Source organism: Vibrio sp. J2-4, assembly GCF_021728155.1.
Taxonomy (GTDB): domain Bacteria; phylum Pseudomonadota; class Gammaproteobacteria; order Enterobacterales; family Vibrionaceae; genus Vibrio; species Vibrio diabolicus.
Genome location: NZ_JAKKCN010000008.1, coordinates 1 through 26989, shown reverse-complemented (window position 1 = coordinate 26989; position 26989 = coordinate 1). Strand labels below are relative to the sequence as shown.

Here is a 26989-nt window from a genome sequence, read left to right as displayed (position 1 = left end):
CCAAGTAAAAGCTGTTGGCCATAAAAACGCAACCCAACGTTGAACTTTTCATGTCAAGCGCTGGGTTGTGTTTTTTAAGTACTTTTAAATGTAAAATCAGTCAGTTAAACTAGATCGAAGGACAGTTTCCTTTTTCTGCCATGTCTACTTTTAGTACTTCTGCTTTACCTTTGCTTTCGTCCACGAGTTCTACGCCCGCACCACCAACAAATACACCCATTTTAATGTATTGATTAACGAAATAATTACGGCCCTCTTCCGTTAAGATAGTTAAGTGATTTTCAGAAAACTCAGACTCTGTACTTACTTGATGTTCTTTATTGCCTTCGACCTCATGGTAGAAGAATACACCAGGAGCTGTTTCACCAATACATTCCCCATCGACGTAAACATACTTTTTAAGCGCTGCTCCGACAAAAGCATCTTCTCGATAAATGTAAATCCCTGCGTTCCCCTTTTGAGGTGCTTCAAATGATTTCATTTGATTTGATACTGTCGAATCAACAGTAGGAACAGAAGCACAACCTGACAAACCCAAAAGGAATGCGGAACACAGAATTACTTTATTTTTCATGTTATTAACCTAGCTACGATAAAATCGCGCCAACCATACTATAAATAAATACGTTCACTTATTGGTATTTTTTAAATTTGTGATTCAACCTATGCAATAGCACTCATTTAACGTATGGATTGAGCAAACATTAGCCATATAATAATCACGAGAATAAAATGCCCTGTATCTAACGATCACTAAATGCCACTTTACTCGCTAGACTGATAAGTAGAATACCTGAAACACCTTCAAGAGTTCTTGAATAACGCTGAGAGTGTGGACGACTAAATACCCAATTACCCACAGAGGCGTACAAAACGTTACATGTCGTCGCAAGTACGCTGAACAGCAAGCCAAGTACTAATAATTGCATTGATGTTGAGCTTGCAGACGTATCAATAAATTGAGGCAGAAACGAGAGAAAGAATAGCGCTACTTTTGGATTCAAGACGCTGACGATAACCCCCTGAACAAACACATTTTTATTATTATCAACATTTTTGTTTTCAACGATTTTATTTTCTCCACGCCACATGGACAGTAATGACTGAACACCTAAATAAACTAGGTAAGCGGCCCCTAACCATTTAACAACGCTAAAAGCCAAAGATGAACTCAGAATTATTGCTGACAAACCCAAACATGCCGCTAGTGTATGAAAAAAGTAACCAACACCAAGCCCCAAAGCCGCTTTCAGCCCAGCAGAGAACTTACCTTTCATTGTATTAGAAACAATATAAATTACATCAGGTCCAGGAATCATGTTGATAGCGAGACAAGCGACAACAAATAGTAATAGTGAATTTGAATCCATTCTTTTCTCCAAATTAACGTCTTGCGGGATAACATTTCATCGAACTACAAGTAATGCAACGTCTATGTTTACGTTGGTTATCAAGGCGTTGACCGTAGTTCGTTAACGTGCCTGCCATCGCAGGCCCGGGGCTAGCGATGGCAGCGATAGCTGATACGATAATCAGTGAATAATTTATCTCTTCCATTTTTACTCTAAGCCTCCACACGGAGTTTTATCAACGCTTATCGAGGAATACCCTATTTAATCTACATCAGAAGCATAATCCTGATTAAAGCACCAATTGTCACGAATCAAGCTGGGATTCTCTGGTATTTTAATGCTCCAAAATAACATCAAATCCACCATAAATGAGACGCTTTCCATCAAAGGGCATTGGATTATTCTCAGGACTCATTCGAGGATCACTCATGATCCGCTGCCACCCTGAGTCTCGAACTTCTTTTGAAGGCCAGACTACCCACGAAAACACAACGGTTTCGTTGCTTTCAGCTTTAACTGCCATGGGAAATGATGTGATCTCACCATCTGGTACTTCACTCCCCCACGTCTCAACAACCTTTAAGGCCCCAAACTCCCTGAACATTTCTGCTGCTATTTTTGCGTGTGCGATATACTTTTCTTTATTCGCTGTCGGTACTGCAGCGACAAACCCATCAATGTATGACATAAGTAAACTCCTTTCATTGGAGTTATAACCATAGCTCAATAAAAAGAATGCACATGATGCCAAATCATAGAAGCAGGTACGTAATACAGCTTGAGAGCTACATTCCTAGCTTGGACTTTATATGCATATTTGAAAGGTATGTGTTTGGATCTAGCTTAGTTAGCGTATTTATAATTTCCAAAACGCTCGAATACTCAATACGTTCCTCTTCTGCATGCCCGATCCCACCTATTGTAAAGTGAGTAAAGCGGTAATCACGATAAACGTTTTGAGCTGGCTAGAAATATCTTTGAGTAATCTTTTACTGAGGCTGAATGCAGGGTACTCACTATTTTCTGAAAGCTCTGCTGTAGATCCAATAGATACAATATTGCATTTATCGTTAAGTGAACCTAAAGCGTTAAGTTCATTGACTAAATTAAGATACCCAATCGGGCCAACATTCATAAACTCAATCAGTTCGTTTGTTGTCAATTTTGAAGACTCTCCCCACATCGACGCCAAATAAACTATGATGTCAAACTTTACACCTTTGAAGCACGTGTAATCTGGTTTTTTCTCCGGACTAACATCAATACGAACAGAAGCTACTCCATCCTCAACTAGCTTTGATCTAGAAATAGTATAAGTTTCTATACCCTGTAAGTTCGTAGCCAAGAACCTTCCTAGACCCTTACTAACTCCAACAATTAAAATCTGCATAACCCTGTTCCTTGGTTAAGATTGTCTTTCATATTATCCGCCAAACTGTGCATTAGGCATCACTTTAACGTTTCTATTGCCCTACTTAGTTCTATCTTCAATTTCATCGAATGGTTCGACTGAAATACGCTCTGCAATTTCACTCATCTTCTTCATTTTTTCTGGGTTACTAGTTCCCCAAAACCGCTCCCAGTCTTCACGTGTTCGCCACTTGGCAATAGCTAAAACCTTTTCCGGTACATCGTAAGAACGAAGCATAAAGCTACCAAACGCCCCATCTACTGACTGATGAATTGAATCTGTCGTCGAACGCCATATATTTTGAAACTCATCCATTTTTTCACTTGGCACACGCCATTCATACACAACTCTAAACATAACACTTCCAGTAAAGTTTCTAGATTTAATACGGCAAAATATCAAGAACATTAAACCAGCTTAATAGATGAATAAAGCAACATAGAAGAATCACCTAAAAAACAAAGCGTAAACGCTCTAAATCACTCCGATTCGATTAGTCATGCACACATTCAAAGATTTGGTATTGACGTTTAACATTGGCTGTTACTTTTCCCCAATGTGAGGCTTGAACTCTTTCCTGATGTTGTTTAAAAGAGGCTTTGTCGACGAACTCCTCATAGACATCAAAACGAAAAGGATTAGTCGGGCTTTGAGTCACAAGAAAAGTAAGGCAGCCCGGCTCTTCTAGCGTGAGCCTTTTGTGAGTTATTAACTCATGTTTTACTAACTCTAAATCCTTTTCCGGAACTAAAATAAAGCCTTTCAATGCTACCCTCGACATATCATCCTCCCGCTCCTATCGTGTAGCGTTTCGTTAAGAAGTAGCCAACGCGCCCTCAATCTCAATCATCATATCGCAAATGTGAATCTCACCATGAACTAAAATGCCACGTGTTAGGAATCTATTTCGAATGCCCTATCGACTTACGAGCATAAGGTTATCTCAACCCTTTCTTTGCCTTTACCGATGTTCTTGCGTTTTAGTTGAATTTGGCCGACTTCTGATGTGCGCTTTAAATGAGTGCCACCGCAAGGTACTTGCGCAAACCCATCCACTCTCCAATACCTCCTTTCACTCTCTTGATCGGAAAAGTCACTAATAATAACTGAATCAGAGTTAATCAAATCTTGCACATCAGTTTCAATTGCTTTCAATAACGGACCAATACTTTCAGACCACTCGAAATCTATGCGGCTCTTATTTTCAGAAATATGCGCGCCTATCTTAACAATGCCTTCTCGACGCTGATAAAACATCTCGAGCACCACTTCGGCAGCAAAGCGTAGCTTCATTAAGGCGTATCTACGCTTCCAATCAATACACGTAGTTACAGTGTCACCAAGAGTAAAATTTGGAGAGGATTCCAATGTGTAAATAAGTCGAACACCTAACTTTTGAGCAATCAAAACCGGAATACCATTAATCGTTCCTTTATCACTCTCTTGGCCTCCAGACTCCGCAAAAAAGATAGTCTGGTCCAATTCAACTTTATTTCCGTCTACATTGGTCACTCTTGAGTTAAGTTCTGTTTGGTAGGGATTAACCCAAAATAATTTCTCGCTCATGCTGCTATCCTTGCAGTAAGTCCTATCCTTGATAGTACATTCAGTGACCACTAAGTCAATTCAAGAAACCTCACCGTCAAGTGTAAGGCTGTGTTGTATAGAGCACGAGCAGGCTAGACCTATTAGATACTTTTAAGGCCGGATACTAAACGCTGTCTAGGGGTTTAGCTAACAACCCATAAATTGCGGAATCTGATACAACTCCATTCACTTCCCAGCGCTCCCATACTCGTCTAGATTTGATAAACTTGAAACCGCTCGGGGCTAAAACCTTATCAATCTCCAAAATGAAAGCTTCGGAATGCTCTTTATTCATAATTACGTACTGATTCTGATTGCGTAACACCGAATTGAGGTGTGAGCAAGGCCACCACCTAAGCGAAGCTGTTCCACCCTGAAAACAAAGCCCGACTTGAACCCAAGCCCCCCAGCGCTGTCAATTTTTAAACAAGCTGGTGAACTACCACCACTGTTCTCACTAACATATCACCGAGCCGTTGCCTCTTTTTACCAAGAATGAAAATTGAGTCAATAAAACCGAAGAATGGAGTAATAATATTTCTAAAAAGTGACTGAAAAATATTGCACCTTTTACCCGTTCTTGCACTTATAACTGCAATGCCCAAAAGTTTTTTGCCCACACTTTGACCATTTGGGAAACTATCAGAAAAAAGGTAATACGATACAGCCGCTGTTACTGCTGTAGCGCGAACAAGTTCCTTTTCAATACCGATTTCTAAGCCGCCCCACAAAACGAGTGTAAAAATGCTAAAACTGACAAAAAAGTCAATCATTTGTCCAACACACCTAATTCCCGGACTAGCCAAAACGTAATTTTCTAGAGTAAAGTTTTCTACATTTTTCATTTTAAAATTTGGACTAACAATTGTTTATTTGTGGACTAACGTTATGGGTTGAATAACATCCCCACCAAACCTAATCCATAGTGCCGTAAAGCAGGTCAAACCTAAAGAGCCAAGCATTTTTCTCCCTTTTAAATACTTTACTACACTCGCTCTAAAGGCTGGATTGGTAATATTTCAACATCTCTTCTTGATTAAGCGCTTTATTTTCTAACTTTTGTTGATCTTTAAAGATTTGAGCTAATGAAGGTAGAATTGAGCGATTGACTTTATAGTCATCAGACCAAAGTTTCCCTCTCATCAAAGCTTTCGCACAATGGAAGTACATACTCTCGATGACTATTTTGATAACAACCTTAGGATCTTTACTTCCATCGGGGCAAGCAGATATCAATTTGGAGTCTGTGTGAATACTTGCAATTCCTTTAATACGGAGTACTTCATCAATACCATTTACCATCAATAACAACCCAACTTTGGGGTTACTAATGATATTTTTTAGACTATCTATACGATTATTCCCCGAGCTATCTGGGAGCAACAATGTTGATTCATCTAAAACTTTTACGAAGCCAGGCTCCCCTCCTTTCGGAGAGAGATCGATATAGCCTTGAGTATCGGCGGTACTTAGAACTGCAAAATGGCAATTATTAATTAATGTAATCGCATGAACATCCAGGGCAGGCAACGCTTTATTTTTAGCTCTCGCACTTGGCTCTGCGTAAATTTCTTTTAACTGCTCTATTGTTTTAATTTCACTCATTCAATGTTGTTCCTTCACTATCGTATAATGCTTTGCTTGGAAGCAAACGAACTCTGACTTCTGCGTAGCCACTCACCTAACGCATAGTAAAAATGCTACGCGTGTAAATTATCTCTTCAACGCTTTGTTATCTAACGACTTAAATTAAAGCCTTTCACTGAATTCCCCACACTGCTTACACTTGTAACCATGCTTGTAAAAGAACAATGGAAAACCCAGTAAAATAAAGACTAAGAAAGCTGGACGCTTACCTTTTGTAAATGCAAATAGCTCTTTACTACCACAGTTAGGGCAAACATCTTTTCCTTCATCAACGGCAAGTTCATTTTCTAATGATTCTGAGAAATCACTGCTAAGTATTTGTTTCGCGTCTTCTGCATCACTTTCGGCCACCATCAGACGAACGCCGCCCATTGCATTTGAATAAAGCCACTGAGTATTCACCGTGTGCTCGTCAGCAATGTGGCTTTCTATTCCGACACTATCTAGGCTTGCTCTCGCAATATGAGCTTCATGAGGAAAAGAAAACCTTGCTACTACAATCACATATTACTCCTTGTGGAAAAACGCTCTCGTAAGGTATAAGCTACGCGAATTGAAAGCGCCACGTGTAGCGTTTCTTTTCAAACAGTTTATTAACCCACTACAGACTAGTACATATACCCTAACCAATCTATATGACCAACAGCCCAAATTTTTCCGCTGATAGGTTTAACATATAAATCATCGACTTGCTCTACAGCAACACCGTAATTTTTATGTTCATGAACTCGCAACCAAGAACTTAGAGAGTTAAGGCGCACATAACCATTAGCCACATAAAAACGATCCAAATCGGAGACTAAAATGATGAAGTCGACATCTTTAGTTGACGCATACTCGCTGAGTTGAGACAACATTGTTGTGCCAATACCTTGCCTTTGAAGTTTGCTCTCGACACAAAAATCACTCACACCTAATACTTTATAAATTTCATCACCGACGCGAACAACTCTGTAGTCTAATCCCATGTAACCAACTAAGTGATCACCTTCGTACTTCAAAACTCTCATATGTGGGAGTTGCTTATAGTAAGAACGAGCAACCTGATGTTCAGGAAACGACTTGTTTCTCAGAGCTTCAATTGCATTATGCTGCGCTTTAGATAACTCTATTTCTGGGTAAATATCCATATTTGACCTTTGAGGGCTAATGACCTGTTAAAGGGTGATCAACACAATACCGAAACTCCCGCATGCTGCCTTAATCACTGAGCTCAACGCATAGTTAAAATGCCACGCGTTGCGAATCGTTCTTAAACGCTATGTTATGCGCGTGGTTAATACATACCTACATAACCGTCCAACTTGCGAATTACCCCAATCCAACGCTCGATATTTGGGTAAGTTTCTAGGTTAAAACCACCCTCATCTGCGACATGGGTATAAGCATACAGTGCGATATCAGCAATAGAAATATTATCACCAACTAAGAACTTAGTTTTTGACAGCTGTAGCTCCATGATTTGTAATGCTTTATGGCCGCCTGATTGTAGTGATTTATATTCTTCTAGACGGTGCTCCGGCATACCTTGATACTTCTGAATAAAACGCGCTACTGCAATATAAGGCTCATGTGAGTATTGCTCAAAGAAAAGCCATTCGTACATTTTTGCTTTTTGATAACTGTCCTTAGGTAGATAAGGTGTATTTTCTGCAAAGTACCCCAATATTGCATTGGACTCACAGAGTACTCGACCGTCATCTAAAACGACTGTCGGGATTTTACCATTTGGATTGAGGGCTAAAAATTCTGTTGTTTTAGTCTCGTTATCTAAGATATTAACGTGTTTCCATTGGTGCTCAATGCCAAGGAATGACAATAGTAATTTTACTTTTAAGCAGTTACCTGACTGCAAATCTCCATATACAACCATTACACTCTCCATGTTTCAATTCGTAAAGCGCATAACGCGCAGTTAAGGCATGAACTACGCTACCACCCAAACTAAACGATTGTGCCTAAAACACGAAACCCAACCTTGAACTGAAAATGCCAAGCGTTGGGAATCACTCTTGAACAATTTGTTACGTCGCTACATTTCGCCCGATTTAATTTTGTACTGAGCTTCATTAACCGACTGTTTCCCAAACAGTAAATCCATCATCGCGATGATTCTTTTATTGTCATTTCCCCACTTATCTGAATTGGCACTATTTGGCGCCTTGAACTCTACTTCGCCAACTTTTTCACTGTTTTTATATGCCTTAACTTGGGCATCTGCAATAAACGTTCTAAAGTCCCAACTCCAGCGCGATACATAAGTCAACGTAAGTTCAGAGCTCTTAGGAAGAGTTCCATCACTTACAACCGTACATTTATGTGCCGTATCCAAACACCATTCTTGTACCGATTCCAAGAAAACATCTCGTGTGGCGTCATCTTTTACAATAGTAATTTCCTTGCTCTGGTTCTCTTCCGAAATAGCTTCAACTGTATATTTTGGCGCTGCGCATGCCGCCAGTAGAATAGGCAAGCTAAGAATGATTAGTTTCTTGTACATTTTACATCTCTTTTAATAAATCTATAATTGTAAATGAATTTCAAGTGGCTGCATAACGCCGCGTTAAGGGGTGAACAACGCAAGCCACCAAACCTAACTTATTGTGCCATAAACACAAAAGCTAAACTTAGAACCCAAATAGCCAAGCGTTGAGAACCCCTCTTGAGCAGTTTGTTAGTCGCGAGGCACCGAGCGACAATTTGAAGCTGAGCTAAACTTTGCAAACAACAAAATTTATGTGTTTTGATGCACTTAAGTCAGGCATAGTCTCAAAGCGGCTACTCAATGAAACCACGTGGAACTTACCACACCAGAGAAAACGTTCTTTCAGCAAACAAATTAGCTTTTGTACCAAGAAACTTACCGAGCGGAGTTTCAACCAAAAATAGGCTCTCGATTACCCTACTCTGCCAGCACCAAAGAATAAAACAACCGCTAGGACAATTGTAAACTTTGGACTAAAAGCAGCAGAAACTGAGTTTTGACCATCGACGATGAACCTGTGTACCAAACAAGCAGCTGCCAAATTTTGAGCTTAGAAACATGATTTTGATTGCTAGCTTTCTCTGGCGACTGACGCCTTGCTAAGGTGTGAGAGGCTCAATACTGAAACCGCCGCACACCACCTTAAACACTAAACGCAACGCATAGTAAAAATGCCACGCGTTGCGGATCACTCTAAAATGCTTTGTTAGCTGGCTGCTAGCACTGGCTTAATCTATCACGCTCACCTTGATAACCTCCAACCTTTCAACAAGTGCGTCAGCCATTAACTTTAACTTATCCGGCTGTTTTATAGAGTAGGATTTCATTGTTGCTAATACATCAACTCTTAACTTTTCTAACCGATTCGCCTCATTGCCTGTATGGTCTGTGAACACCATCCCTTCTAGCTCACGTAACCATTTGTCAAAAGACTCCGGGTTTTCAGATAGTAAAAGTAAAGTATTCTGAGGCTCAACTTTTAGTGCAACCAACAATAAGGGAGAAACTTCTCCCGAAATAGCTCCGTCTCTACGTTTCCAAATTTCTACCAAAGAAAAAAGCGTAGGAACTATTTTCGAACCGCCTTTTTTTTCAAGGTTTGATTCAATAGATTTGTAGTTTTCTATCATCCAGTTATGTAAGAGACTTACTTCTGGCGTCTTAGCATACAGTAGTCCTGAACAAAAAACAGACACAATTAAGATTGCCATATTCCTTATCATCATTGCTGCTCCAACTGATTAGATATATTTATGGTAATTTTTTTGTAGCTCGCGATTTCAGCAAAAATTTCTTTCAGAGCCGATTTACTATTACCTACATAGTAATGAGATTTAGCCACACTCCCCCACGTTTTACCAGGCATCAAACACCCAAGAGTGTCTTTGTGATAATTTCCGGCATGGATTAGAATAAACGTTCTCCCTGGAACATTTTGTAATTCATATACATTAGGATACTTCGGTGAGCTATAAGGCAATAATTTGTAAGCCCCTGCCTTGATCCTTTTATCGGATCCTTCAGTTATCGAGTCTGGTCCTGCGGGCTCCAATACAAACCAACTTTTACTTACTCCCTCAATCGTCAACTTACCTAAAGTTGTCTCTCCCATTTGATTTGTTCGCTTTAGATTTAGTTTAACTTCATCTAGTTTTTTCATTGCTCTTATCCTAGCTATCAAATCAATGAAATTAACAGAAGAGTATTGTTACAACAGATCCGTTTCATCATTAATAGAGACATCGCTAACTTAAATGAAATTGAGCATTAAGTTTTTTACACCAACTTTAGTGTAGACAGCTAACGCCGCGTTAAGGGACGCTGGCACACGATACAGAAGTGACCACATAACACCCTAACCACTAAACCCAACGCAAATTGAAAATGCCACGTGTGCCAAGTCCCTCTTAAACGCTTTGTTAGGTAATACTTTTACCAAAATCTCAACAAAGTTATGGACGCTGATTCAACTTTATTTTCAGATATGTCGACAACAAAGAAATCTGTATGAACTGCGACTAAATTATTATTCGAGTCGTAGCCGCCAATTACCGGATAGAAACCATCTCTCCCCCCCCTGAATGGAAAAGAATAAGGTTCTTATCGCTATTAGGCAGTTGTATGTTTGCAAGCCCTTCACGTATTAGTATTTTTCTGTTCGTTTGATTGAACCAGCAGTCATCTCTACCATTGTCAAAAAGTCCTTCATACCAACTATCTTCCTCGGGCTTTATTGCTTCGATTACATCTGCATCAGCAAAGCAAACTGTACCTGCATCTACACCATACTCCCAAACTCATCAGCTTGTAAAATCTGATTGGTTGGTTCACCATTCTTAGTTAGCTCTAAAAATTTACGAGAACTCTCTATTTTCGTCTTATCTATAATTAAGCTAGTATACGCCTCTCTTATATGCGTCCCATCGAGATTAGAACTAACATCAGCCAATGTGACTATAACTTTATACTCTCCAGGCGGAACTTGAACAAAGGCGTTTCCAGATTTAGTCATACCAGCGAAAGGATCACACGTGACAAACTTCCCTGAAGGGAGGTTCAACTTTCCACACCGAGATAGTACTTAACTCAATTTGATCGCCCTGATTGGAAATCACTATTGATTTTAATGCAGACCATTCAGCCCCATTTGGATAACTCATTATTTTCCTTGTATTACCTAACCCCGCATTAAGGGGTGAGCAACGCTACCACCAAATTAAACCATTGCACAGTAAACACGAAACCCAACCTTGAACTGAAAATGCCAAGCGTTGGGAATCCGCCTTAAATGCTTTGTTAGTTTTTGCTATTTCTACTGAGCTCAGCAATAACTTCTTCTGGCGAGAGCACATGTGTTAGCAAGTGAGTGGTGTCTGTGTCTTCAATAGGTTCAAGAGCATGAACTGGTTTGCCAAGACCTAAAGCATAACCAATATCCATTGATACACTTTTACCAACGTAATCACCAAAATTTAGAATGTAGATAATGTCAGCCTCACTAATCCGCTGTTAGCAACCATCAATGCCACTAGCTTGAAGAGACTCAGAGATAGTTGTTTCAATACCAACACTAATCAAAGATTCTCGTATAGCCTGTATCTTTTCTAGATTCTTGAAGCTACCTGCAACATAGGTTGTCAACAGCTTATGGCTGAATAGTTACCAAGTAATAACTAAAGATCTGTACGAGAAATTCAATATGAGAACTATGTAGGGGAGACACCAATGCGTGTTTAGGTCTGTAAGCGAGGCTCAGTTCCAGCGATCGCGCCGAGCGATTCACTCAGCCACGGTACGATTGAACCGATCGGTCATCGCGAGGATCTGTTCATTGGAGGTCGTCCAGCTATCATGATTCCTCGCCAGCAGGTGGCCAGGGTATCGTCATATAGGCCCTCGAGGCGCAGGCTTAAAATTTCAACCTCTTGTGCTTCGTCTGTAAATGTCGGCAACCAAAGGAATTTTTATTCAGGTTGTACTAGGCAATGCTACGACCTTTTGCTTGTAGATAGCTCAAGCGTTGAACAAAACGCGCCGGATTGGCGGTTGTCCATGTCTCACTGTTAAAGACGAGTACTTCTTCCACGCTGACTGAAGTAATGGCTATCGAGCTTTATCGCTAGTGTGGTATCCAAAAGCTCCGGTGAAGGTTGCCAATATTTGTGGTAACGCGCCACAACTTCAAGCGTATTGTTGTAGTAAGGCAAGTTAGAATAAACCGAGCTTTTCAGAAACGGCATATCACTCAGCGTGGGTTGCCAGTGTTTTCCTTTAAACTCGGATAGCCAACGTATTTCATTGGAGAAATAATTACCTTCACTACCACTTCGTGTGAGCTGACGGATCTTTGGCGTCCAAGCAGGATGAAACCGAGTCAATAGGTAAAAGAAGTCGATGTCCGAATAGGTGATATTGGAGGCACTGTCATCATACCCATTGATATAGCGCTTGTATAACACATCTCTGCGCACTTGTCGTGTATGTGGCTGCGATGATCAAAGAACCGTTGGCCAAACCTAGGGCCAACCAAACGGAAGAAGTTAACTGTGAAATGGTTCTCTTTGTAGTACGACAGTAGGGTGCGGTCTTGCAGATTAACTACATTGGTGAGTTCGTTGATCTGGATTGGCCTTAGGCTGTCTATGTAGATTTTAAAACCATCAATCCAAGCAGTAAAATGGGGGCCCCACGGTTAACAACACCTCTTGTATTAAACATCTTTTATTCTTAACTTCAACGCGAGTTTCATTAAACTAGATTGATTAGCGCACTATAACACAGTACCCAGCTACCACAAACCCAAAGGGTGAAGTACTCAAATTGATACAAATGCGGCGATTTTTCAAAGTTTAAGAGCCTTTAAGCCCCCCATCGCCGTTGGAGATAGCTCTTAAACTATATTCTTACAGCCAACACCTAGAGTTTATCCTAATTACCACTAACTTTCAGTTATGTGGAGTCCTTAGGATCAAGTTTGAAGTGCGACACTTTCTACAGATGCGTATGAATATACTCCGTTGGTGTTCTATACCCAAGTCTATTGCGTGAGCACGTATTTACTTTGTGTGCAATTTCATTGCTGAGCTTCTGTGTCACATGTGACATGGAAGTTCGTTTTGGTAAGTAATTGTCCTATCAAGCCATTGGTATTTTCATTAGCAACTCGTTCCCAGGAGTGTATGGACTTGCAAAGTAAAACAAACCATTATGGAACCCTTCTAACAGTGCGTATTGATAAAATTCAGTCCCGTTATCTGCTGTGATTGTTTTAAATGGTAAATCGGAACTACTCATTATTTTGCTCACTCTCACGTTCAGTGACTCAGTTGTACGATCGTCCATTTAACTAATAAAAGTGTAGTCAGTCATTCTGTCGACCAAAGTGACGATACAATGCTTAGTCCCATGGTCCACGACGGTATCAATTTCTTAATGTGCAGGCTCTTTTCTTAGCTCTGCCTCAGCGGGTCAATCGGTGATATGTCGCTTATTTGCGAGTCGTCTTCGACAGTCTTTTGAGTTGTAGCGCTTTTGTCATTCCAGATATACAGGTAAATGAGTTCATGATTCATCGTTGGATAGCCTCTTAACTTTAAATAGCCAACAATTCGTTTTGGGCGCCAGTCCAGTCTTAACAAGGCTTCAACTAACCTAAAGTCGGTTTTAGAATAACGTTTGTTCCGCCTTGAACGACTCAGTCTATTCCGCGACTTTTGTTGTGCGCAAGCAGGTTGGTAAGACGCGCTTGGTCGGTATGCGTTGTATCGCGAATTCCGTTGGAATTCCGATAGATAGTACATCTGTGATGGCCTAGCTGTCGTTGGGAATCCCTCTTAAACGCCTTGTTATGTAATTGAATCAAAGACAAACTCATAGTCTTTATTTACCCAGTTTTTGCCTAGAATGCGTAAATGCTTGGGATAGTTACTATTTTCACCGTACCAACAAGAAATACGCTTCCCATCAGCACTTTCTTTAAGAACAGACTCAAACCTCTTTTTCGCTTGGCTATATTTCTTATGTTCAGTTCCTCAGGCAATGAACACTTCATTGGCAAGTCCAAGTTCACGCTCAAACACCTTTAAATTCTCTGAAAGCCCTAAATCATAGTTCCCAACTAAATTCATGGGTTCTGTCGTTCTATAGGGAAATAGATTAACGACTGTTACAGCAGCAAAGTTTGCATCCACGCAATAGTTAACTACATAGGCGAAAGTATTATCCATTAGGAGGACATCTGCTTTACTTGGGTTGAGTAATATAAACAAAGCTTTCTTCTCGCCGCTTCCCCAAGCTTTGGTTAGAGAAAAACGTAAGCTTGACTCAGTGTCGTTTGAGAATTCAGCAGACACCTCTATTGTTCTGTTAACTTGTATTGTCAATGTTACAATTCCATTTGTTACATAACGCCTTGTTAAGGTGTGAGGCACGCAATGCCGAAGCCTCCGCATACCACCTTAACCACTAAGCTTAACACATAGTAAAAATGCCACGCGTGTCGAATCACTCTTGAACAATTTGTTATGTGCGTCTTCAAGAGGAGCGAAAATGGTCCAGTCTTGTGTATTTAACTAGAGATATTCAGCGATATATCCTAAGTTGCTCTTGTTTGAACAGACGGAACATTTTTACCCACGAAATAACCAAAAAAACTAGTGCTGCCTTATCATATTTTCGAGCAATTTTATTTACAAAAACATCATTTAGATATTCATCTTGAATCTGTGCAGAACCACTTTCAAGCATGTACCAACCAACAACATAAGTCATGAAAAATGCAATAATCCCAAGCCAAAAAGCCAATTGCATTTTCCCTGATTTTGCAAAGACTGTTAAAAACTCTTCCATCCAATCTTTCACATTGAAGCTCCCTCTGATTATACGTCACGAAGCACATAACGCCCTGTTAAGGTGTGAGCAACGCAATACCGAAGTCGCCGCATACCACCTTAAACACTAAAACCAACGCATGTTGAAAATACCACGCGTGCCGAATCACTCTTGAACAATTTGTTAGGAGTTTTATTCATAGCGTTCACAATCTTTCGGTATGTCTATATATGTTTCATTTGCCCTCCAGTCCTGAGTCCGAGGGTCAAAGTAAAGCTCATACGTTGAGACGCTGTTATATGTACCCGATGTTATCTGATTTCCAATAGTAACTATATTTGGCTCTGAAATAGTGAAAATCCAAACATTGTCACCTGAAACTAACTCAAGGCGACTATCAGAAACAAACGAAGCCTCTTCTGTAGAAAAGAACTCTCTAGGATAACTTTCACAATACCACTTTAAATTCTGACCATAAGAGCTATAAACAGTTCTCATGTTGAATTTCTCGTACAAATCTTTTGTGGTTACTTGCTCTGCTCCGTTAGAGCTGAATGCAAGAAATGTTAAGGCGAAACTAAAAATCAATTTCATGTTCAAACTCCTAACGCCCTGCTAAGGGGTGAGCAACGCAATACAAAAGCCGCCGCAAACCACCTTAATCACTAAATTCAACGCATAGTAAAAATGCCACGCGTTGCGAATCCCTTTTGATCAGTTTGTTAGTTTGCAAATCCAAAGCGTTGATTTTATCTTATTTTAAACTTTGCAAACAATAAGCTTTAAGTGTTTTGATGCACTTAAGCTAGGCTTAGTCTCAAAGCGGCTACTCAATGAAACCACGTGGAACAAACAACGCCGCAGAAAACGAACTCACAACACCAAAAAGCGCTTTTGGAAAATTAATCTCACAATGCGGACTTTCAACAAAGTCACTGAAACCACGTGAATTTTCCACACCAGAGAAAACGTCATTTCAGCGAGTAAATCGGCTTTTGTACAAACAAGCTCAACGAGCAGATTTTCAGCAAAAAAGTACAACTTGGTTAACCCATAAGTCACAGCACCAAAGAACAAATCAACCATTGAAACGAAGACAATTTTGGATTTAACCACGCTAGTTAACACTCAAATTGAACGCCGATATAACAATTTAGACTTTGAGCTTTTACCACTAGATCTTGCGATATAACTGAGTTTTTCCTCTTGCAAACTAACGCCCTGCCAAGGGGAGAGCAACGCAATACCAAAGCCGCCGCATACCACCTTAAACGCTAAAACCAACGCATAGTGAAAATGCCACGCGTTGCGAATCACTCTTAAACAGATTGTCAGGTGTCCCTGTTTACGTGCACATCGCTTAGAGCTCTGACAAAAGTAGTTAACGGTATTAAAAAGAAATGAATAATTGAGTCAACTGCCTCATCATCAAAATGTAGGAAACCATCAACATCCCAATAATCCAAAATTTGATCACCGGGTTTTAATTTTCCTTGTTGATGCACCAATCTATTACGAATAAGCGTGTATTTATAATATGTAGTCATTTCCCTTTCACGGAATGCATTACTTTCGATATCTAGATGTTGATGGATGGCAGTAAATTTCTTTAAGACCGAGGAGTTATCAATTTCCCCATATAGAGTAGGTACCTTCGCATTTCGAACAGCTGCGCCGGGCACAGAAAAAATGGAAATGCATTCATCCACAAAATTTTCGAAGTTTGCAAGAATTGCAATAATAGCCTGAGTACAATTTATCTGATGCAAAGATCCAGACATGCTTGAGCGCTCGATATCACCTTTAGTTTTAATCGTAGTGAAGCCGTCGCTAAAATAATCACTTAACCGGATTTTTTCATTATCATTAATGAACTCACCACCCTGTTTAAGCTTCGCATCTGTGTATAACACAACTGAATACACCGTGGATATTGCCTCTAAACGTTCTAAATAGCGTTCATAAGCACTTCTAACAACTTCAGATTTTAACTCTTGTTTCCACTTTTCCACTTACTATCTCCAACTATTACACCTAACGCCCAGTTAAGGGGTGAACAACGCAATACCGCAGCCGCTGCATACCGCCTTAAACACTAAAAACAACGCATAGTTAAAATGCCACGCGTTGCGAGTCCCTCTTGAACTGTTTGTTATGTTTAAGATTCAATACCTTACGTTTAACTATACGGAAGTTTAACCCGACTTACATTTGTAAACAAAACCAAAACTTAAAAACCTGATTTAATCATAAAGTTGACTAAATTAAACTTTGAAAACAGAAAACACAAAAACTGAAGTTCTATAAAGATTGGGGAAAACGTTCGGAAAACAGCGTCAAACGATGCCAATTTGCTAAAAGACCAAAACAGAATGACTTTGGGATAAAAGAAAAGACACAAGCCACTGATTTTAAGTGATTAAACATAACGCCCTGCTAAGGGGTGAGCAACGCAATACATAAGCCGCCGCATACAACCTTAAACACTTAAACCAACGCATAGTAAAAATGCCACGCGTTGCGAATCCCTTTTAAACAGTTTGTTAGCTGTTTCGTATTAGGAGACTGAACTATTAACGTAAAAATAACCAACAAGACCAACCGTGCCGTATAAAAGTGCCTTCAGAGAAGCTAGCCAGTTACTTTTAATATTAAGTAAAGTCACCACAATTGAGGATACCATCGCACAACACCACATCAAGACAACTAAACAAGCAAACAATAAATCTATAACGTCACCTAACCCATAAGGTTCTCCGGGTGAGACCGCTATATGCCCATAAATTTGAGATTTATATAGTAGACCAGAGAAAGCAAAAAAATGGACTAAAACAATACTGAACGCTAATAACTTATTAAATATTGCTTCCATTTAGTTACACTCTCCAATACAACATTGCACAAACTGCTAACGCCGCATTAAGGGGTGAGCAGCGCTTGGCTATACTTGAGCGAAGCGAAAGCACCAAGCGTTACGAATCACTCTTAAATGCTTTGTTATGTATATCAGAGGGTTGAGATGATCTCTTTGATTCGGCTTTCTCCCAAAAATGCAAAGTGCATCTCCAGCCAAGTTTCTATTTTTCTTGCCTTTTTATGTTCATCAGCAAGCTTCATAAATTGAATGAATTGTTCATCCTTAGACAAATAAGCAATTAACTCGTTAGCTGGTAGAGATGAAGCCTGTTCAACATAAACTTTATCAACAGTACGGATGCTCTTGATTACCATAGTGATCAACGTAGATACATCCTTTAAAGTAAACTTTCCCGTGCCGTAATTGGATAAAGCTTCATTAACATCAAAGTGATGGTAACTATCGAATATTGCTTGAGCATTCTCTTTTAAGTGTTGTATCGATGCTTTCGACAATTTCGCATTAGATGCTTTAGCATGAACAACTTTGTTTCCCCAGTGGCATAGAAGCTCAACTAAAATGATCCATTCAGGCTCCACTTCTGGTGTAGCTTCAAGAAATCGAACGACCCTGTCCGCTTTAGAGTCGGTAGGATTTTTTTTTAACATTAAAGTTCATGTCTTCGTTTAGCCACAATTCGGAGTTGCTAACCTTAGACAAGTATTCAAACAAACTTTCAACAGAATAGACAATTGTAGACTTTACAGCAAAACGCCTAGAGTTCATTGATGACTGTTTTGCATTTCCGGGTTTCCAAGAAATATTTAAAGTTGAAGGTGCTGTCGTTTCTTCTGTTATTGTCGACAACGCAACTGCGATAGTATTCATACAATGAACACTATGACCTACATCGTCTAAGAACTCTTTTAAATGATTGCTTTCAATTGACATGGGGTATCTTGAGGTATGGTGGCACCAGCAGGAATCGAACCTACGTCGTCGGGTTTAACTAGAAATTTTAGTAACCGCCGTCTTTCCGCATTAGACCATAGTGCCGAAGTGAATAATATGCAATTTTACACTGTTGTCAATGATTTACGCAAACGATATACATACCACCTTAACCACTAAAACTAACGCATAGTAAAAAGGCCACGCGTGCCGAATCACTCTTGAACAATTTGTTATGTTCACTGCTACTCGAAATCAACGGTAAGGTTAATATCTTTAAACTGCTCGAACTCTTGCGGACTTAGACTCAATAAAAATTCGAATGGGGAGCTGTTCTTTACTGCTTTTTCGACTGCGCTATCAAACGAGCGAAGCCCACTAGTTTTTAGCACCGAGAATTCGGTAACCTCAGCTTTATCATTAAGTTTGAAGTTTACACGGACATCGAACCCTAGATACTCATCTTGCTGGTTCAATTCATTTTGTATTCGCACTTTCATCAAGGATGCATTGTGAACTAGTCTAGCCTCGGGCGAATCATTTAAACCAACACACCCAGCAACAAACATTGATATTAATGCAATAAAAATTGCGTTTTTCATTATTAACGTTCCTTGAACATAACGCCCGGTTAAGGTTTGAGCAACGCAATACCGAAGCTCCCGCATACCACCTTAAACACTAAAACCAACGCATAGTAAAAATGCCACGCGTTGCGAATCCCTCTTGAGCAGTTTGTTAGTTTACAAACCCAAAGCGTTGATTTTAAGTCATTTTAATCTTTGCAAACAATAAACTTTATGTGTTTTGATGCATTCAAGTCAGGCGTAGTCTAAAAGCGGCTACTCAATGAAACCACGTGGAACAAACAACGCCGCAGAAAACGAACTCACAACACCAAAAAGCGCCTTTGGAAAACCAATCTCACAATGCGGACTTTCAACAAAGCCACTAAAACCACATGAACTTACCACACCAGAGAAAACGCCATTTCAGCGAGTAAATCGGCTTTTGTACCAACAAACTAACCGAGCAGAGTTTCAGCAAAAAAGTTCGACTCTGTTAACCCCAAAGTCACCGCACAAAAGAACAAATCAACCGTTGAAACAATGCCAATTTTGGATTTTCACCACGCTAGTTGACACTAAAATTGAAAGCCAATACGACAACTTAAACTTTGAGCTTTTACCACTAGATCTTGCGATATAGCTGCGTTTTTCCTCTTGCAAACTAACGCCCTGTTAAGGTGTGAGCAGCGCAATACCGATGCTTCTGCAACCACCTTAAACACTAAGCGCAACGCATAGCAAAAATGCCACGCGTTGCGAATCCCTCTTGAACAATTTGTTATATCCGTTCTTAATTTGCTTTCAGAGCCTTTTTTTAGAGAGACATTTCGCGCGCAAATTGATACGCCTCATCGTGTGAAAAACCATTCGCTAGCGCGTAACCTGTTATCACCGACCTCCAGCAATAATTATCATGAGGCTCAAATCCGCCACTTTTGCTTTCTACATTTTCAATAAACGACTTCTTTAACGCTAAAAACTTCTCTTTACTTACCAAACCTTGTTCTTTAGTCATCGAATACCAAGCCTTTGTCCATTAAATCCATAGCAAACATATAAGCTTTACCTTGCTTATAACCATGTCCCATCGCATACCCAGCAGCCATTGAAAAAGTACTTAACTCCGCATTTGGGTGCCAAGAAGCTTCCTGCTCTAACACTTCTTTTATGAACTTATCTTCCATGTCAGCAAAACTTATTAACGTCATTTGCTCTCTCTATCATCTATCTACTTTAAAATTGAATGCGTGAGGATATAACGCCGCGTTAAGTAGTGAACAACGCCGCCACCTGACCTAAACCATTGTGCCGTAAACACTAAAGCCAATTCAAACCAAAACTGCCAAGCGTTGTGAGTCCCTCTTGAATGCTTTGTTAGTTGCCAAACTTAAAGCTTTGACTTGAAGTTTATTACCGCTTTGCCAACACTGTTTTTACGTGCTTTGAAAAACTTAAATCAGGCGCAGTTTCAAAGCGTTTGTCACTGAAACCACTTGGAACACGCAACGCCGTAGAAAACGGACTAACAACACCGAAAAGCTCTTTTGGAAAGACAAAGACGCAGAGCTGACATTCAACAAACTAATCGACTTCTGAAACAGCAAACCAGCAGAAGAACGAAGCGCGATTTATTCACACCCAAAACCTTAAAAATCAGAGAACAAGACTGGGTAAAACCAAACGAACCTTAGCCTTAAACATTTAGCTTTAGCTGCGTTTTCCTCGTTGGCAACTAACGCCTTGTTAAGGTGTGAGGCACGCAATACCTAAGCTTCCGCATACCACCTTAACCACTGAAATCAACGCATAGTTAAAATGCCACGCGTGCCGAATCACTCTTGAACAATTTGTTATGCGCGTTCTCCACGATTGAACGCAGCTACGGTAGCGCGTAATCTAGTCAACTTAAACTCTGTAAGTAACACTGTAACAAAAGACAATATAGAAACGGAGATAAGTGCAATATTTATCAAGGTATTACCACTAAACTCATAAATACCTGATAGACCACTAAATAGTAAAAGACTGGCAATTATCGATAAAATCGAATCATTCGTTTTCACTTTATACTCATCAGCAGATATATCTTTTATTATCGAAACCGGATTTGAAAGTCCGTCAAGCCTAACTGCAATTTTTCCTTTTTTAATTTTGACTTTTATGCCAGAGCTTCTTAATGAATTAGCTAAATCTTCCATGATTGATTATCTCCACTTCTGCAAGCGCATAACGCCTTGCTAAGGTGTGAGCAACGCAATACCTATGCCTCCGCATAATACCTTAAACACATAAGCCAACGCATAGTAAAAATGCCACGCGTTGCGAATCACTCTTAAGCAACTTGTTATACCGCTTGATTGAGGCTAAAATGACCAATAAAAAGACCACTTAAGAGACCGATTATATGACCACTAGAATTTTAGCCGATGTTGCTGCAAGCATTACTGAGTTGAAAGCTAACCCTATGAAAGTTGCAACTAGCGCTTACGGTGAACCTGTTGCTGTATTGAACCGAAATGAGCCGGCATTTTATTGCGTACCTGCCGAAGCGTACGAAATGATGATGGACAGACTCGAAGATCTTGAACTATTAGCTATCGCTAAAGAGCGTGAATCTGAAGAGAGCATTTCGGTAAACATTGATGACCTATAAACTCGATTTTAAAAAGAGCGCACTCAAAGAGTGGAAAAAGCTTGGCTCAACACTGCAACAACAATTTAAGAAAAAGCTAATCGAGCGCTTAGACAACCCGCATGTTCCAGCTTCAAAACTATCGGGAGCTGACAACATGTATAAAATTAAGCTGCGCCAATCGGGCTACCGTCTCGTCTACGAAGTTGAAGACGATGTCATCATTGTAACCGTCTTAGCAGTCGGAAAACGCGAACGTAGCGATGTTTACCGTAAAGCTATGAAAAGGTTAGATGATTGATTGCGGTATAACGCCCTGTTAAGGGGGTGAGCAACGCAATACCGAAGTCGCCGCATACCACCTTAACCACTGAATTCAACGCATAGTAAAAATGCCACGCGTTGCGAATCCCTCTTAAACAGTTTGTTAGGGCTAATTAAAGAAATCTTCGTATATTTCATTAATAACAATCTTGGTTGCATTACTTGCGAACATACAAAAATCAGTCACTTCACGATTATTGTGCTCGAAGCGATACTCCGAGACCTTTGAGATCACAGAGCCAGGGGCTGCTACAACTTGATTCCAGCCCTGCTGCCTATCTCGTGGGATGAGTATCTTACAACTTGGATTTTCTATGAGTATTTCAGCATTATGTGTAGAAACTAATGCTATTAAACGGTCATGTTTTTTATTATATCTTTTAGCTCTTCAAACAATCCGTATTTAAAAAGCGTCTTTGGTATCGTGTTGTTATTTTTAATATCGTCAGCTAAAACTAAAAGCCTTTGATGCAACCTAGGGTTTGTACGCCTCAACTCTGCATATACCGCTTTCTTCTTTAATTGAGATTCATAAAACGGGAAATAAGCTTTGAGCTTGCCTTGTTTATGGCTATTCAAAATCGTTTCATTGTCAGTCAAAGGCAGTATATGTGTATATAAAATGTCCTGACCTAGATAATCAAAACACTCTCGGCTATTACTCAAGACATCCGCTGCTGCATGAACAAGGTTCTTAGGATCTCTTTGCTCTCGCTTCGCAGCAAACAACTCATCCATCATTGCCTGAAAACGGTCGTTTGCATAATCTAATTTAGATTGAACATCATTCTTTCTCGATATCATTACTCTTCCTCTAAGTAATTAGCCCTAACGCCGCGTTAAGGGGTGAACAACGCAAGCCACCAGATCTAAATTATTGTGCCATAAACACAAAAGCTAAACTTAGAACCAAAATTGCCATGCGTTGAGAATCCCTCTTGAACGCTTTGTTATGTGCGTGCCTGCTCTTGCACGACCCTCACCCACTTGGAACGCCACTCCTGCACTTCCATTGGGTCTGGCCAGAACTCTTTTTGTTTACGGATAAGCCCATTTTCTACCGTATGGAAAGTAATAGCACGCGCCTTTTGAGCGCTATCAGTTATAGATACATCAGTGACTACTGTTTCGCCATCGCAGACGATTGAGTGAACGATGAACTCCCAAGTACCATTTGTTGGATAGAAAGAGTTGATTGCTGTGAAGTTGTCTCGTCCAACAGTAAGCTCACCAGATTGAGGCCAAAACCCTTCAAAATCTGGGCAAAGCCATTCACTTGCTTTCGCGAAATCATTAGTATTCATTGCGTCCCAAAAAGCTAAGACGACTTCCTTTGAATTCATTATTTCCCTCCAAGCACATAACGCCTTGTTAAGGTGTGAGACACGCAATACTTAAGCTTCCGCATACCACCTTAACCACTAAAACCAACGCATAGTAAAAATGCCACGCGTACCGAATCACTCTTGAACAATTTGTTAGCTTTCTAGCCAACGAAGTACGCTGAATCATTTTCTGCAAACAAACAATCTAACGGGTAAGGAAGCTCAAGCTTTGGCATATTACCTTTTGAAAACCATTTAAGGCATACCGTTTCATCATCGATTTCGGATTGAGAACATCTTTCTACTACACATTTGAACATCATGACTGTGTATTCAACTTGATCACCATTTGGGTATTTAAAACCAAAACCCTCACCACCAAATACACCAAGTAGTCAATCTACTTTTACAGCTAAACCTGTTTCCTCGCGTACTTCCCTGAACAGTGCTTGCACTGGCGACTCTTGAGGTTCAATCATTCCGGCAGGAAGGCCCTATGTACCATCTGATTTTTGTTGAAATAGTAGCTCTTTGTTTTCATTTAAAATTACACCCGCAACGCCGGGGGTAAGAAGTGGCATCGTTCCAATCTTAGAACGAACCTCTTTGATATAATCACTTGCGCTCATTTTCCTCCTTGAAAGCTAACGCCGCATTAAGGTGTGAGCAGCGCTTGGCTATACTTGAGCGAAGCGAAAGCGCCAAGCGTTGGGAATCACTCTTAAATGCTTTGTTATGCATTTAGTCGTTCTTCGGGTGAAAAACTATCGTTCACAAACTTTAAGAATTCACAGCTTATAATTTTCGCTTGCTCCCAACCTAAATCACTAGAATCAACGACATAAAAGCCAGATATAACACCACCTGCAATTCTGGCCACGCAAATATTTCCATTACCATCTAAGCAAATTGGCATTGCGCCAAGCATATCGTGCTTTACCCCATAAATATCTTCGCCGTATATCTCCGACAAAGAGAAGAACTGTAACTCTTTGAACCCAAAATAGACTATAGGGCCATCGCTAACACGCCACCAATTCAACATACTTTCAGGAAGAGTCATTTGAAATATAGTTTCTAACTTGTGTATTTCTTCCTGATTTGCGCCTACAGGTCTATCTATAAATTCCATGAAGCCCCCTGATGCATAACGCCCAATTAAGGTGTGAACCACGCGACCACGACACTCAATTTGGACACCGTAAACACTAAACCCAAAGCATAAATGCCAAGCGTGGTGAATCACTCTTAAATTGTTTGTTATGTATAATTTTTCACGAAAAACATAACCAGCCAGCCATTAGTAAGAATGCTACCGTCGCAAGTAAAAAGGTTAGATCCCAAAGAAAGTACAGAGGGTATATAAACTTTAAAAGACTTTTTAACCAACCATTTTGTAGTTGGAGAAATGCTTTCTCTTCCATGAAACTAGACATACTAAACCACAGCCCTCGAACACAATCAACCTCTTTCAAAATCACATAGCGCCCTTTAATTAACTCATTATTTTGCGACTTCAAAACCAACCAAACCACAAAAAACAAGGCAAAAAAGACAAACGTCGGTATTGCCATCCACCCTAGAGCAGCAAGTAAGATTGAGACTACAATATTATCCAATGTGCCACCTAACCAAATTATTCATAACGCCCAATTAAGGTGTGAAGCACGCGACCACGACACTCAATTTGACCACCGTAAACACTGAACTTAACCCAAAACCAAAATGCCAAGCGTGCTGAATCACTCTTAAATTGTTTGTTAGCACTTTATCTCGCTTGGTAGATAAACTCTCGATGGTACTTTAAATACTGAGCTGTTTCTTTACTCAAGCTGCGAAGTTTTAAACTGTGCTCAACATTCAATGCAGATAGCGCTGAAGGGTCTAGTGATTCTGAAATTAAAATTTTTCCATTCTCATCAAAACTAATCATGCCACTATCGAACAAGGTATCCAGATTTGGTGTCAACAATAAGCCATTGTAAGGATCTAATCGTTCTTCATTTGAAGAGTCACGCCAAGGTTTTATATGCGAAGCTTTTAAGAGTCCAACTTGCTCGCACCCAGTTACAGAGCATCTTTTCCAAAGATCGATTAAGGTTTTTCGATACTTACCCTGTCCCCTGCGACTACTAACTAAACACTCAACTTCTGTTTCAGTAAGTTTATCAAGTTCACCACTTGCTTTAGCATCTGCTATTTCGTCTTCTGGGTTTCTTAAGTAGAGTGGCTTTACTTCTGACAAATGAATCAAAAACGAGCGCATGGATTCTTTTGTTTGAAACCCAAATGGGATTCCAAATGGTATAGGCTGCTCCCCTCGGTTGAGTCTTTTAGGGAACTTGCGCATGCTAGACTTGTGATTCAAAGAGCCTGTAGTCTCTACTCCGTCGAGCAAAGCTAGTTCATTTTTGTAGACTTCTGCACGAGGATGGATCACTAACCCCGAAGGTTTGGCTCCAGCCTGTTTATTAATGTAAACGTATTGTTTTAGCGATGGTAAAAAGAACTGAATCGCATATTTAACTTCATGCCTTTCAGTAGCTTTAAACTCACTCAATACTTCTTCTATTTCTTTTAATGTGATCATTTACCAACTCTCGAAAGTGCTAACGCCCTGTTAAGGGGTGAGCAACGCAATACCGAAGCCGCCGCATACCATCTTAAACACTAAAACCAACGCATAGTGAAAATGCCACGCGTTGCGAATCCCTCTTGAACAGTTTGTTAGAACAAAATCTATCACTGTTCGTCAAACTTACTTCGCATATACTTAGAAAGTTGCTCATTGTACTTTCGCTTAGACTTGGTGTAGTTGATCAAAGCAAACTCATCACCGCTGTCTTGTAATTTAAAAGCGTCGTTTAAAGTTGGCTCTGGATTTGTGCTCTTGTAGTCAGCCTTAGCATTTTCTACTTCTTTGAGCACTTTTTCCAAACTGGACACATTGAATTTGTACTGACGATAAGCAGGTCTCCAAAGAGCAAAAACAACCCAAATAAAAGGAATCAATAGCAAAAGAATGATTCCAAGAGCCACTCTGATATCTATCTGATAATTAGGTATTAATGAAGAAATCAATAATGTTCCAAAACTGAGTACGAAAAATACCCAACACAAAGACTTAAACCTTTCATAATTTTTATTGAGTTGTCTCGTACTCTGAAATACCCATTCTTTTTCTTCAAACTCTTCGTAGATTTCACGAATTACCAAACTATAATTTCGATTGATTTTCAGCCTATAGCGGAACGACTCTCGGAATTTTTCTGAAAATGAAGACCAGTTTTTTCAAGGCTTACCCATTCCGCAACCAAGTAAATTGCGGCTAGCAGTTGAAACACACTTTGGTAACTGCTGATATTTTGTTCCATTGTAATTTCCATTTTGTTCTAACGCCCTGTTAAGGTGTGAGCAACGCAATACGAAAGCCTCCGCACACCACCTAAATCACTAAAATCAACGCATGGTAAAAATGCCACGCGTTGCGAATCACTCTTAAACAGTTTGTTAGCATGT

General features: G+C 40.0%; 37 protein-coding genes, 1 tRNA gene and 3 pseudogenes. 2 read left to right on the top strand and 39 right to left on the bottom strand.

The window, feature by feature from the left end:
- Positions 1 to 109: 109 nt before the first annotated feature.
- The 32 genes and pseudogenes from L3V32_RS22015 to L3V32_RS21805 all read right to left on the bottom strand — a co-directional run bounded on the left by L3V32_RS22015 (position 110) and on the right by L3V32_RS21805 (position 21387).
- Complete coding sequence (locus L3V32_RS22015) at positions 110 to 574, bottom strand: DUF2846 domain-containing protein (protein WP_005397344.1); 465 nt, start codon at positions 572 to 574, stop codon at positions 110 to 112.
- Positions 575 to 743: 169 nt separating this feature from the next.
- Positions 744 to 1370 carry a LysE family translocator gene (locus tag L3V32_RS22010; RefSeq protein WP_237285214.1) on the bottom strand — a complete coding sequence of 209 codons (627 nt, stop codon included), beginning with the start codon at positions 1368 to 1370 and terminating at the stop codon, positions 744 to 746.
- 316 nt (positions 1371 to 1686) lie between these two features.
- Entirely contained in the window at positions 1687 to 2040 is a 354-nt protein-coding gene (locus tag L3V32_RS22005) for a DUF1428 domain-containing protein (protein WP_237285212.1), read from the bottom strand.
- Between the two features lie 228 nt (positions 2041 to 2268).
- A complete protein-coding gene (locus tag L3V32_RS22000; RefSeq protein WP_237285211.1) occupies positions 2269 to 2742 on the bottom strand; it encodes a hypothetical protein in 474 nt (157 codons plus the stop codon).
- Positions 2743 to 2823: 81 nt separating this feature from the next.
- Positions 2824 to 3120, bottom strand: coding sequence for an antibiotic biosynthesis monooxygenase (locus tag L3V32_RS21995; protein ID WP_237285210.1), 297 nt, complete (start codon positions 3118 to 3120; stop codon positions 2824 to 2826).
- 136 nt (positions 3121 to 3256) lie between these two features.
- Complete coding sequence (locus tag L3V32_RS21990) at positions 3257 to 3544, bottom strand: putative quinol monooxygenase (protein ID WP_237285209.1); 288 nt, start codon at positions 3542 to 3544, stop codon at positions 3257 to 3259.
- A 143-nt stretch (positions 3545 to 3687) separates the two neighbouring features.
- The gene (locus tag L3V32_RS21985; protein ID WP_237285208.1) at positions 3688 to 4329 is read right to left on the bottom strand and encodes an alanyl-tRNA editing protein; all 642 of its coding nucleotides are present in this window, start codon (positions 4327 to 4329) and stop codon (positions 3688 to 3690) included.
- Positions 4330 to 4772: 443 nt separating this feature from the next.
- Positions 4773 to 5195 carry an RDD family protein gene (locus L3V32_RS21980; protein WP_257890109.1) on the bottom strand — a complete coding sequence of 141 codons (423 nt, stop codon included), beginning with the start codon at positions 5193 to 5195 and terminating at the stop codon, positions 4773 to 4775.
- 151 nt (positions 5196 to 5346) lie between these two features.
- The gene (locus tag L3V32_RS21975; protein WP_085344804.1) at positions 5347 to 5955 is read right to left on the bottom strand and encodes a pyridoxamine 5'-phosphate oxidase family protein; all 609 of its coding nucleotides are present in this window, start codon (positions 5953 to 5955) and stop codon (positions 5347 to 5349) included.
- A gap of 144 nt (positions 5956 to 6099) precedes the next feature.
- Positions 6100 to 6501, bottom strand: a complete 402-nt coding sequence (locus tag L3V32_RS21970) for a DUF2007 domain-containing protein (protein ID WP_085344803.1) — start codon at positions 6499 to 6501, stop codon at positions 6100 to 6102.
- Positions 6502 to 6605: 104 nt separating this feature from the next.
- Positions 6606 to 7127, bottom strand: coding sequence for a GNAT family N-acetyltransferase (locus L3V32_RS21965; RefSeq protein WP_053809024.1), 522 nt, complete (start codon positions 7125 to 7127; stop codon positions 6606 to 6608).
- Positions 7128 to 7273: 146 nt separating this feature from the next.
- Positions 7274 to 7870 (bottom strand): glutathione S-transferase family protein, encoded by a 597-nt coding sequence (locus L3V32_RS21955; RefSeq protein ID WP_170903679.1) that lies wholly within the window; start codon positions 7868 to 7870, stop codon positions 7274 to 7276.
- Between the two features lie 159 nt (positions 7871 to 8029).
- Positions 8030 to 8497: an Sbal_3080 family lipoprotein gene (locus tag L3V32_RS21950; RefSeq protein WP_237285207.1), complete on the bottom strand. Its 468-nt coding sequence runs from the start codon at positions 8495 to 8497 to the stop codon at positions 8030 to 8032.
- Positions 8498 to 9210: 713 nt separating this feature from the next.
- Positions 9211 to 9693, bottom strand: a complete 483-nt coding sequence (locus L3V32_RS21940) for a hypothetical protein (RefSeq protein WP_237285205.1) — start codon at positions 9691 to 9693, stop codon at positions 9211 to 9213.
- An 11-nt stretch (positions 9694 to 9704) separates the two neighbouring features.
- A complete protein-coding gene (locus tag L3V32_RS21935) occupies positions 9705 to 10142 on the bottom strand; it encodes a DUF5675 family protein (RefSeq protein ID WP_041852942.1) in 438 nt (145 codons plus the stop codon).
- A gap of 388 nt (positions 10143 to 10530) precedes the next feature.
- Positions 10531 to 10758, bottom strand: a pseudogene (locus tag L3V32_RS26345) (DUF4241 domain-containing protein); the annotation flags it as partial.
- A gap of 2 nt (positions 10759 to 10760) precedes the next feature.
- Positions 10761 to 11042 (bottom strand): DUF4241 domain-containing protein, encoded by a 282-nt coding sequence (locus tag L3V32_RS26340; protein WP_374270317.1) that lies wholly within the window; start codon positions 11040 to 11042, stop codon positions 10761 to 10763.
- 236 nt (positions 11043 to 11278) lie between these two features.
- Positions 11279 to 11422, bottom strand: coding sequence for a hypothetical protein (locus L3V32_RS21925; RefSeq protein ID WP_237285203.1), 144 nt, complete (start codon positions 11420 to 11422; stop codon positions 11279 to 11281).
- A 623-nt stretch (positions 11423 to 12045) separates the two neighbouring features.
- On the bottom strand, positions 12046 to 12441 hold the full coding sequence (locus tag L3V32_RS21920) for a hypothetical protein (RefSeq protein WP_237285201.1): 396 nt from the start codon (positions 12439 to 12441) through the stop codon (positions 12046 to 12048).
- A gap of 532 nt (positions 12442 to 12973) precedes the next feature.
- Positions 12974 to 13802, bottom strand: a pseudogene (locus L3V32_RS21915) (IS30 family transposase); the annotation flags it as partial.
- A gap of 211 nt (positions 13803 to 14013) precedes the next feature.
- Complete coding sequence (locus L3V32_RS21910; RefSeq protein WP_237285199.1) at positions 14014 to 14364, bottom strand: DUF1643 domain-containing protein; 351 nt, start codon at positions 14362 to 14364, stop codon at positions 14014 to 14016.
- Positions 14365 to 14563: 199 nt separating this feature from the next.
- The gene (locus L3V32_RS21900) at positions 14564 to 14842 is read right to left on the bottom strand and encodes a hypothetical protein (protein ID WP_237285197.1); all 279 of its coding nucleotides are present in this window, start codon (positions 14840 to 14842) and stop codon (positions 14564 to 14566) included.
- 162 nt (positions 14843 to 15004) lie between these two features.
- Positions 15005 to 15406 carry a hypothetical protein gene (locus L3V32_RS21890; RefSeq protein ID WP_237285195.1) on the bottom strand — a complete coding sequence of 134 codons (402 nt, stop codon included), beginning with the start codon at positions 15404 to 15406 and terminating at the stop codon, positions 15005 to 15007.
- 737 nt (positions 15407 to 16143) lie between these two features.
- Positions 16144 to 16824: a hypothetical protein gene (locus L3V32_RS21875; RefSeq protein WP_237285194.1), complete on the bottom strand. Its 681-nt coding sequence runs from the start codon at positions 16822 to 16824 to the stop codon at positions 16144 to 16146.
- A gap of 545 nt (positions 16825 to 17369) precedes the next feature.
- Positions 17370 to 17684, bottom strand: a complete 315-nt coding sequence (locus L3V32_RS21860) for a hypothetical protein (protein WP_237285279.1) — start codon at positions 17682 to 17684, stop codon at positions 17370 to 17372.
- A 134-nt stretch (positions 17685 to 17818) separates the two neighbouring features.
- Positions 17819 to 18337: a hypothetical protein gene (locus L3V32_RS21855; protein ID WP_237285193.1), complete on the bottom strand. Its 519-nt coding sequence runs from the start codon at positions 18335 to 18337 to the stop codon at positions 17819 to 17821.
- Complete coding sequence (locus L3V32_RS21850; RefSeq protein WP_237285192.1) at positions 18309 to 18620, bottom strand: hypothetical protein; 312 nt, start codon at positions 18618 to 18620, stop codon at positions 18309 to 18311. Before L3V32_RS21850 ends, L3V32_RS21855 begins: the two co-directional genes overlap by 29 nt.
- A gap of 16 nt (positions 18621 to 18636) precedes the next feature.
- Positions 18637 to 18725, bottom strand: a tRNA-OTHER gene (locus tag L3V32_RS21845).
- A gap of 140 nt (positions 18726 to 18865) precedes the next feature.
- Positions 18866 to 19222, bottom strand: a complete 357-nt coding sequence (locus L3V32_RS21835) for a cell envelope integrity protein TolA (RefSeq protein WP_237285189.1) — start codon at positions 19220 to 19222, stop codon at positions 18866 to 18868.
- Between the two features lie 781 nt (positions 19223 to 20003).
- Positions 20004 to 20204 carry a hypothetical protein gene (locus L3V32_RS21820; RefSeq protein WP_237285187.1) on the bottom strand — a complete coding sequence of 67 codons (201 nt, stop codon included), beginning with the start codon at positions 20202 to 20204 and terminating at the stop codon, positions 20004 to 20006.
- The gene (locus tag L3V32_RS21815) at positions 20197 to 20397 is read right to left on the bottom strand and encodes a hypothetical protein (protein ID WP_237285185.1); all 201 of its coding nucleotides are present in this window, start codon (positions 20395 to 20397) and stop codon (positions 20197 to 20199) included. The genes L3V32_RS21820 and L3V32_RS21815 overlap by 8 nt, the downstream gene beginning before the upstream one ends.
- Before the next feature lie 642 nt (positions 20398 to 21039).
- A complete protein-coding gene (locus L3V32_RS21805) occupies positions 21040 to 21387 on the bottom strand; it encodes a hypothetical protein (RefSeq protein WP_145531947.1) in 348 nt (115 codons plus the stop codon).
- A 206-nt stretch (positions 21388 to 21593) separates the two neighbouring features.
- Between L3V32_RS21805 and L3V32_RS21795 the strand changes: the two genes are divergently transcribed.
- A complete protein-coding gene (locus L3V32_RS21795; protein WP_005377003.1) occupies positions 21594 to 21842 on the top strand; it encodes a type II toxin-antitoxin system Phd/YefM family antitoxin in 249 nt (82 codons plus the stop codon).
- Entirely contained in the window at positions 21832 to 22122 is a 291-nt protein-coding gene (locus tag L3V32_RS21790; protein ID WP_237285181.1) for a type II toxin-antitoxin system RelE/ParE family toxin, read from the top strand. The genes L3V32_RS21795 and L3V32_RS21790 overlap by 11 nt, the downstream gene beginning before the upstream one ends.
- 374 nt (positions 22123 to 22496) lie before the next feature.
- Here the strand turns inward: L3V32_RS21790 and L3V32_RS21780 are convergent, their stop codons facing one another.
- From L3V32_RS21780 to L3V32_RS21735, 7 genes and pseudogenes are all read right to left on the bottom strand, one after another.
- The gene (locus tag L3V32_RS21780; protein ID WP_237285179.1) at positions 22497 to 22949 is read right to left on the bottom strand and encodes a hypothetical protein; all 453 of its coding nucleotides are present in this window, start codon (positions 22947 to 22949) and stop codon (positions 22497 to 22499) included.
- Between the two features lie 146 nt (positions 22950 to 23095).
- Positions 23096 to 23488 (bottom strand): nuclear transport factor 2 family protein, encoded by a 393-nt coding sequence (locus L3V32_RS21775; RefSeq protein WP_237285178.1) that lies wholly within the window; start codon positions 23486 to 23488, stop codon positions 23096 to 23098.
- Positions 23489 to 23631: 143 nt separating this feature from the next.
- Positions 23632 to 24099: pseudogene (locus tag L3V32_RS26255) on the bottom strand (NUDIX domain-containing protein).
- 104 nt (positions 24100 to 24203) lie between these two features.
- Positions 24204 to 24602 (bottom strand): SMI1/KNR4 family protein, encoded by a 399-nt coding sequence (locus L3V32_RS21760; RefSeq protein WP_046875492.1) that lies wholly within the window; start codon positions 24600 to 24602, stop codon positions 24204 to 24206.
- 142 nt (positions 24603 to 24744) lie between these two features.
- Entirely contained in the window at positions 24745 to 25089 is a 345-nt protein-coding gene (locus L3V32_RS21755) for a hypothetical protein (RefSeq protein ID WP_225474323.1), read from the bottom strand.
- A 149-nt stretch (positions 25090 to 25238) separates the two neighbouring features.
- On the bottom strand, positions 25239 to 26060 hold the full coding sequence (locus tag L3V32_RS21745) for a DUF2002 family protein (RefSeq protein WP_237285176.1): 822 nt from the start codon (positions 26058 to 26060) through the stop codon (positions 25239 to 25241).
- A gap of 152 nt (positions 26061 to 26212) precedes the next feature.
- Complete coding sequence (locus L3V32_RS21735) at positions 26213 to 26686, bottom strand: hypothetical protein (RefSeq protein ID WP_237285175.1); 474 nt, start codon at positions 26684 to 26686, stop codon at positions 26213 to 26215.
- Between the last annotated feature and the right edge of the window lie 303 nt (positions 26687 to 26989).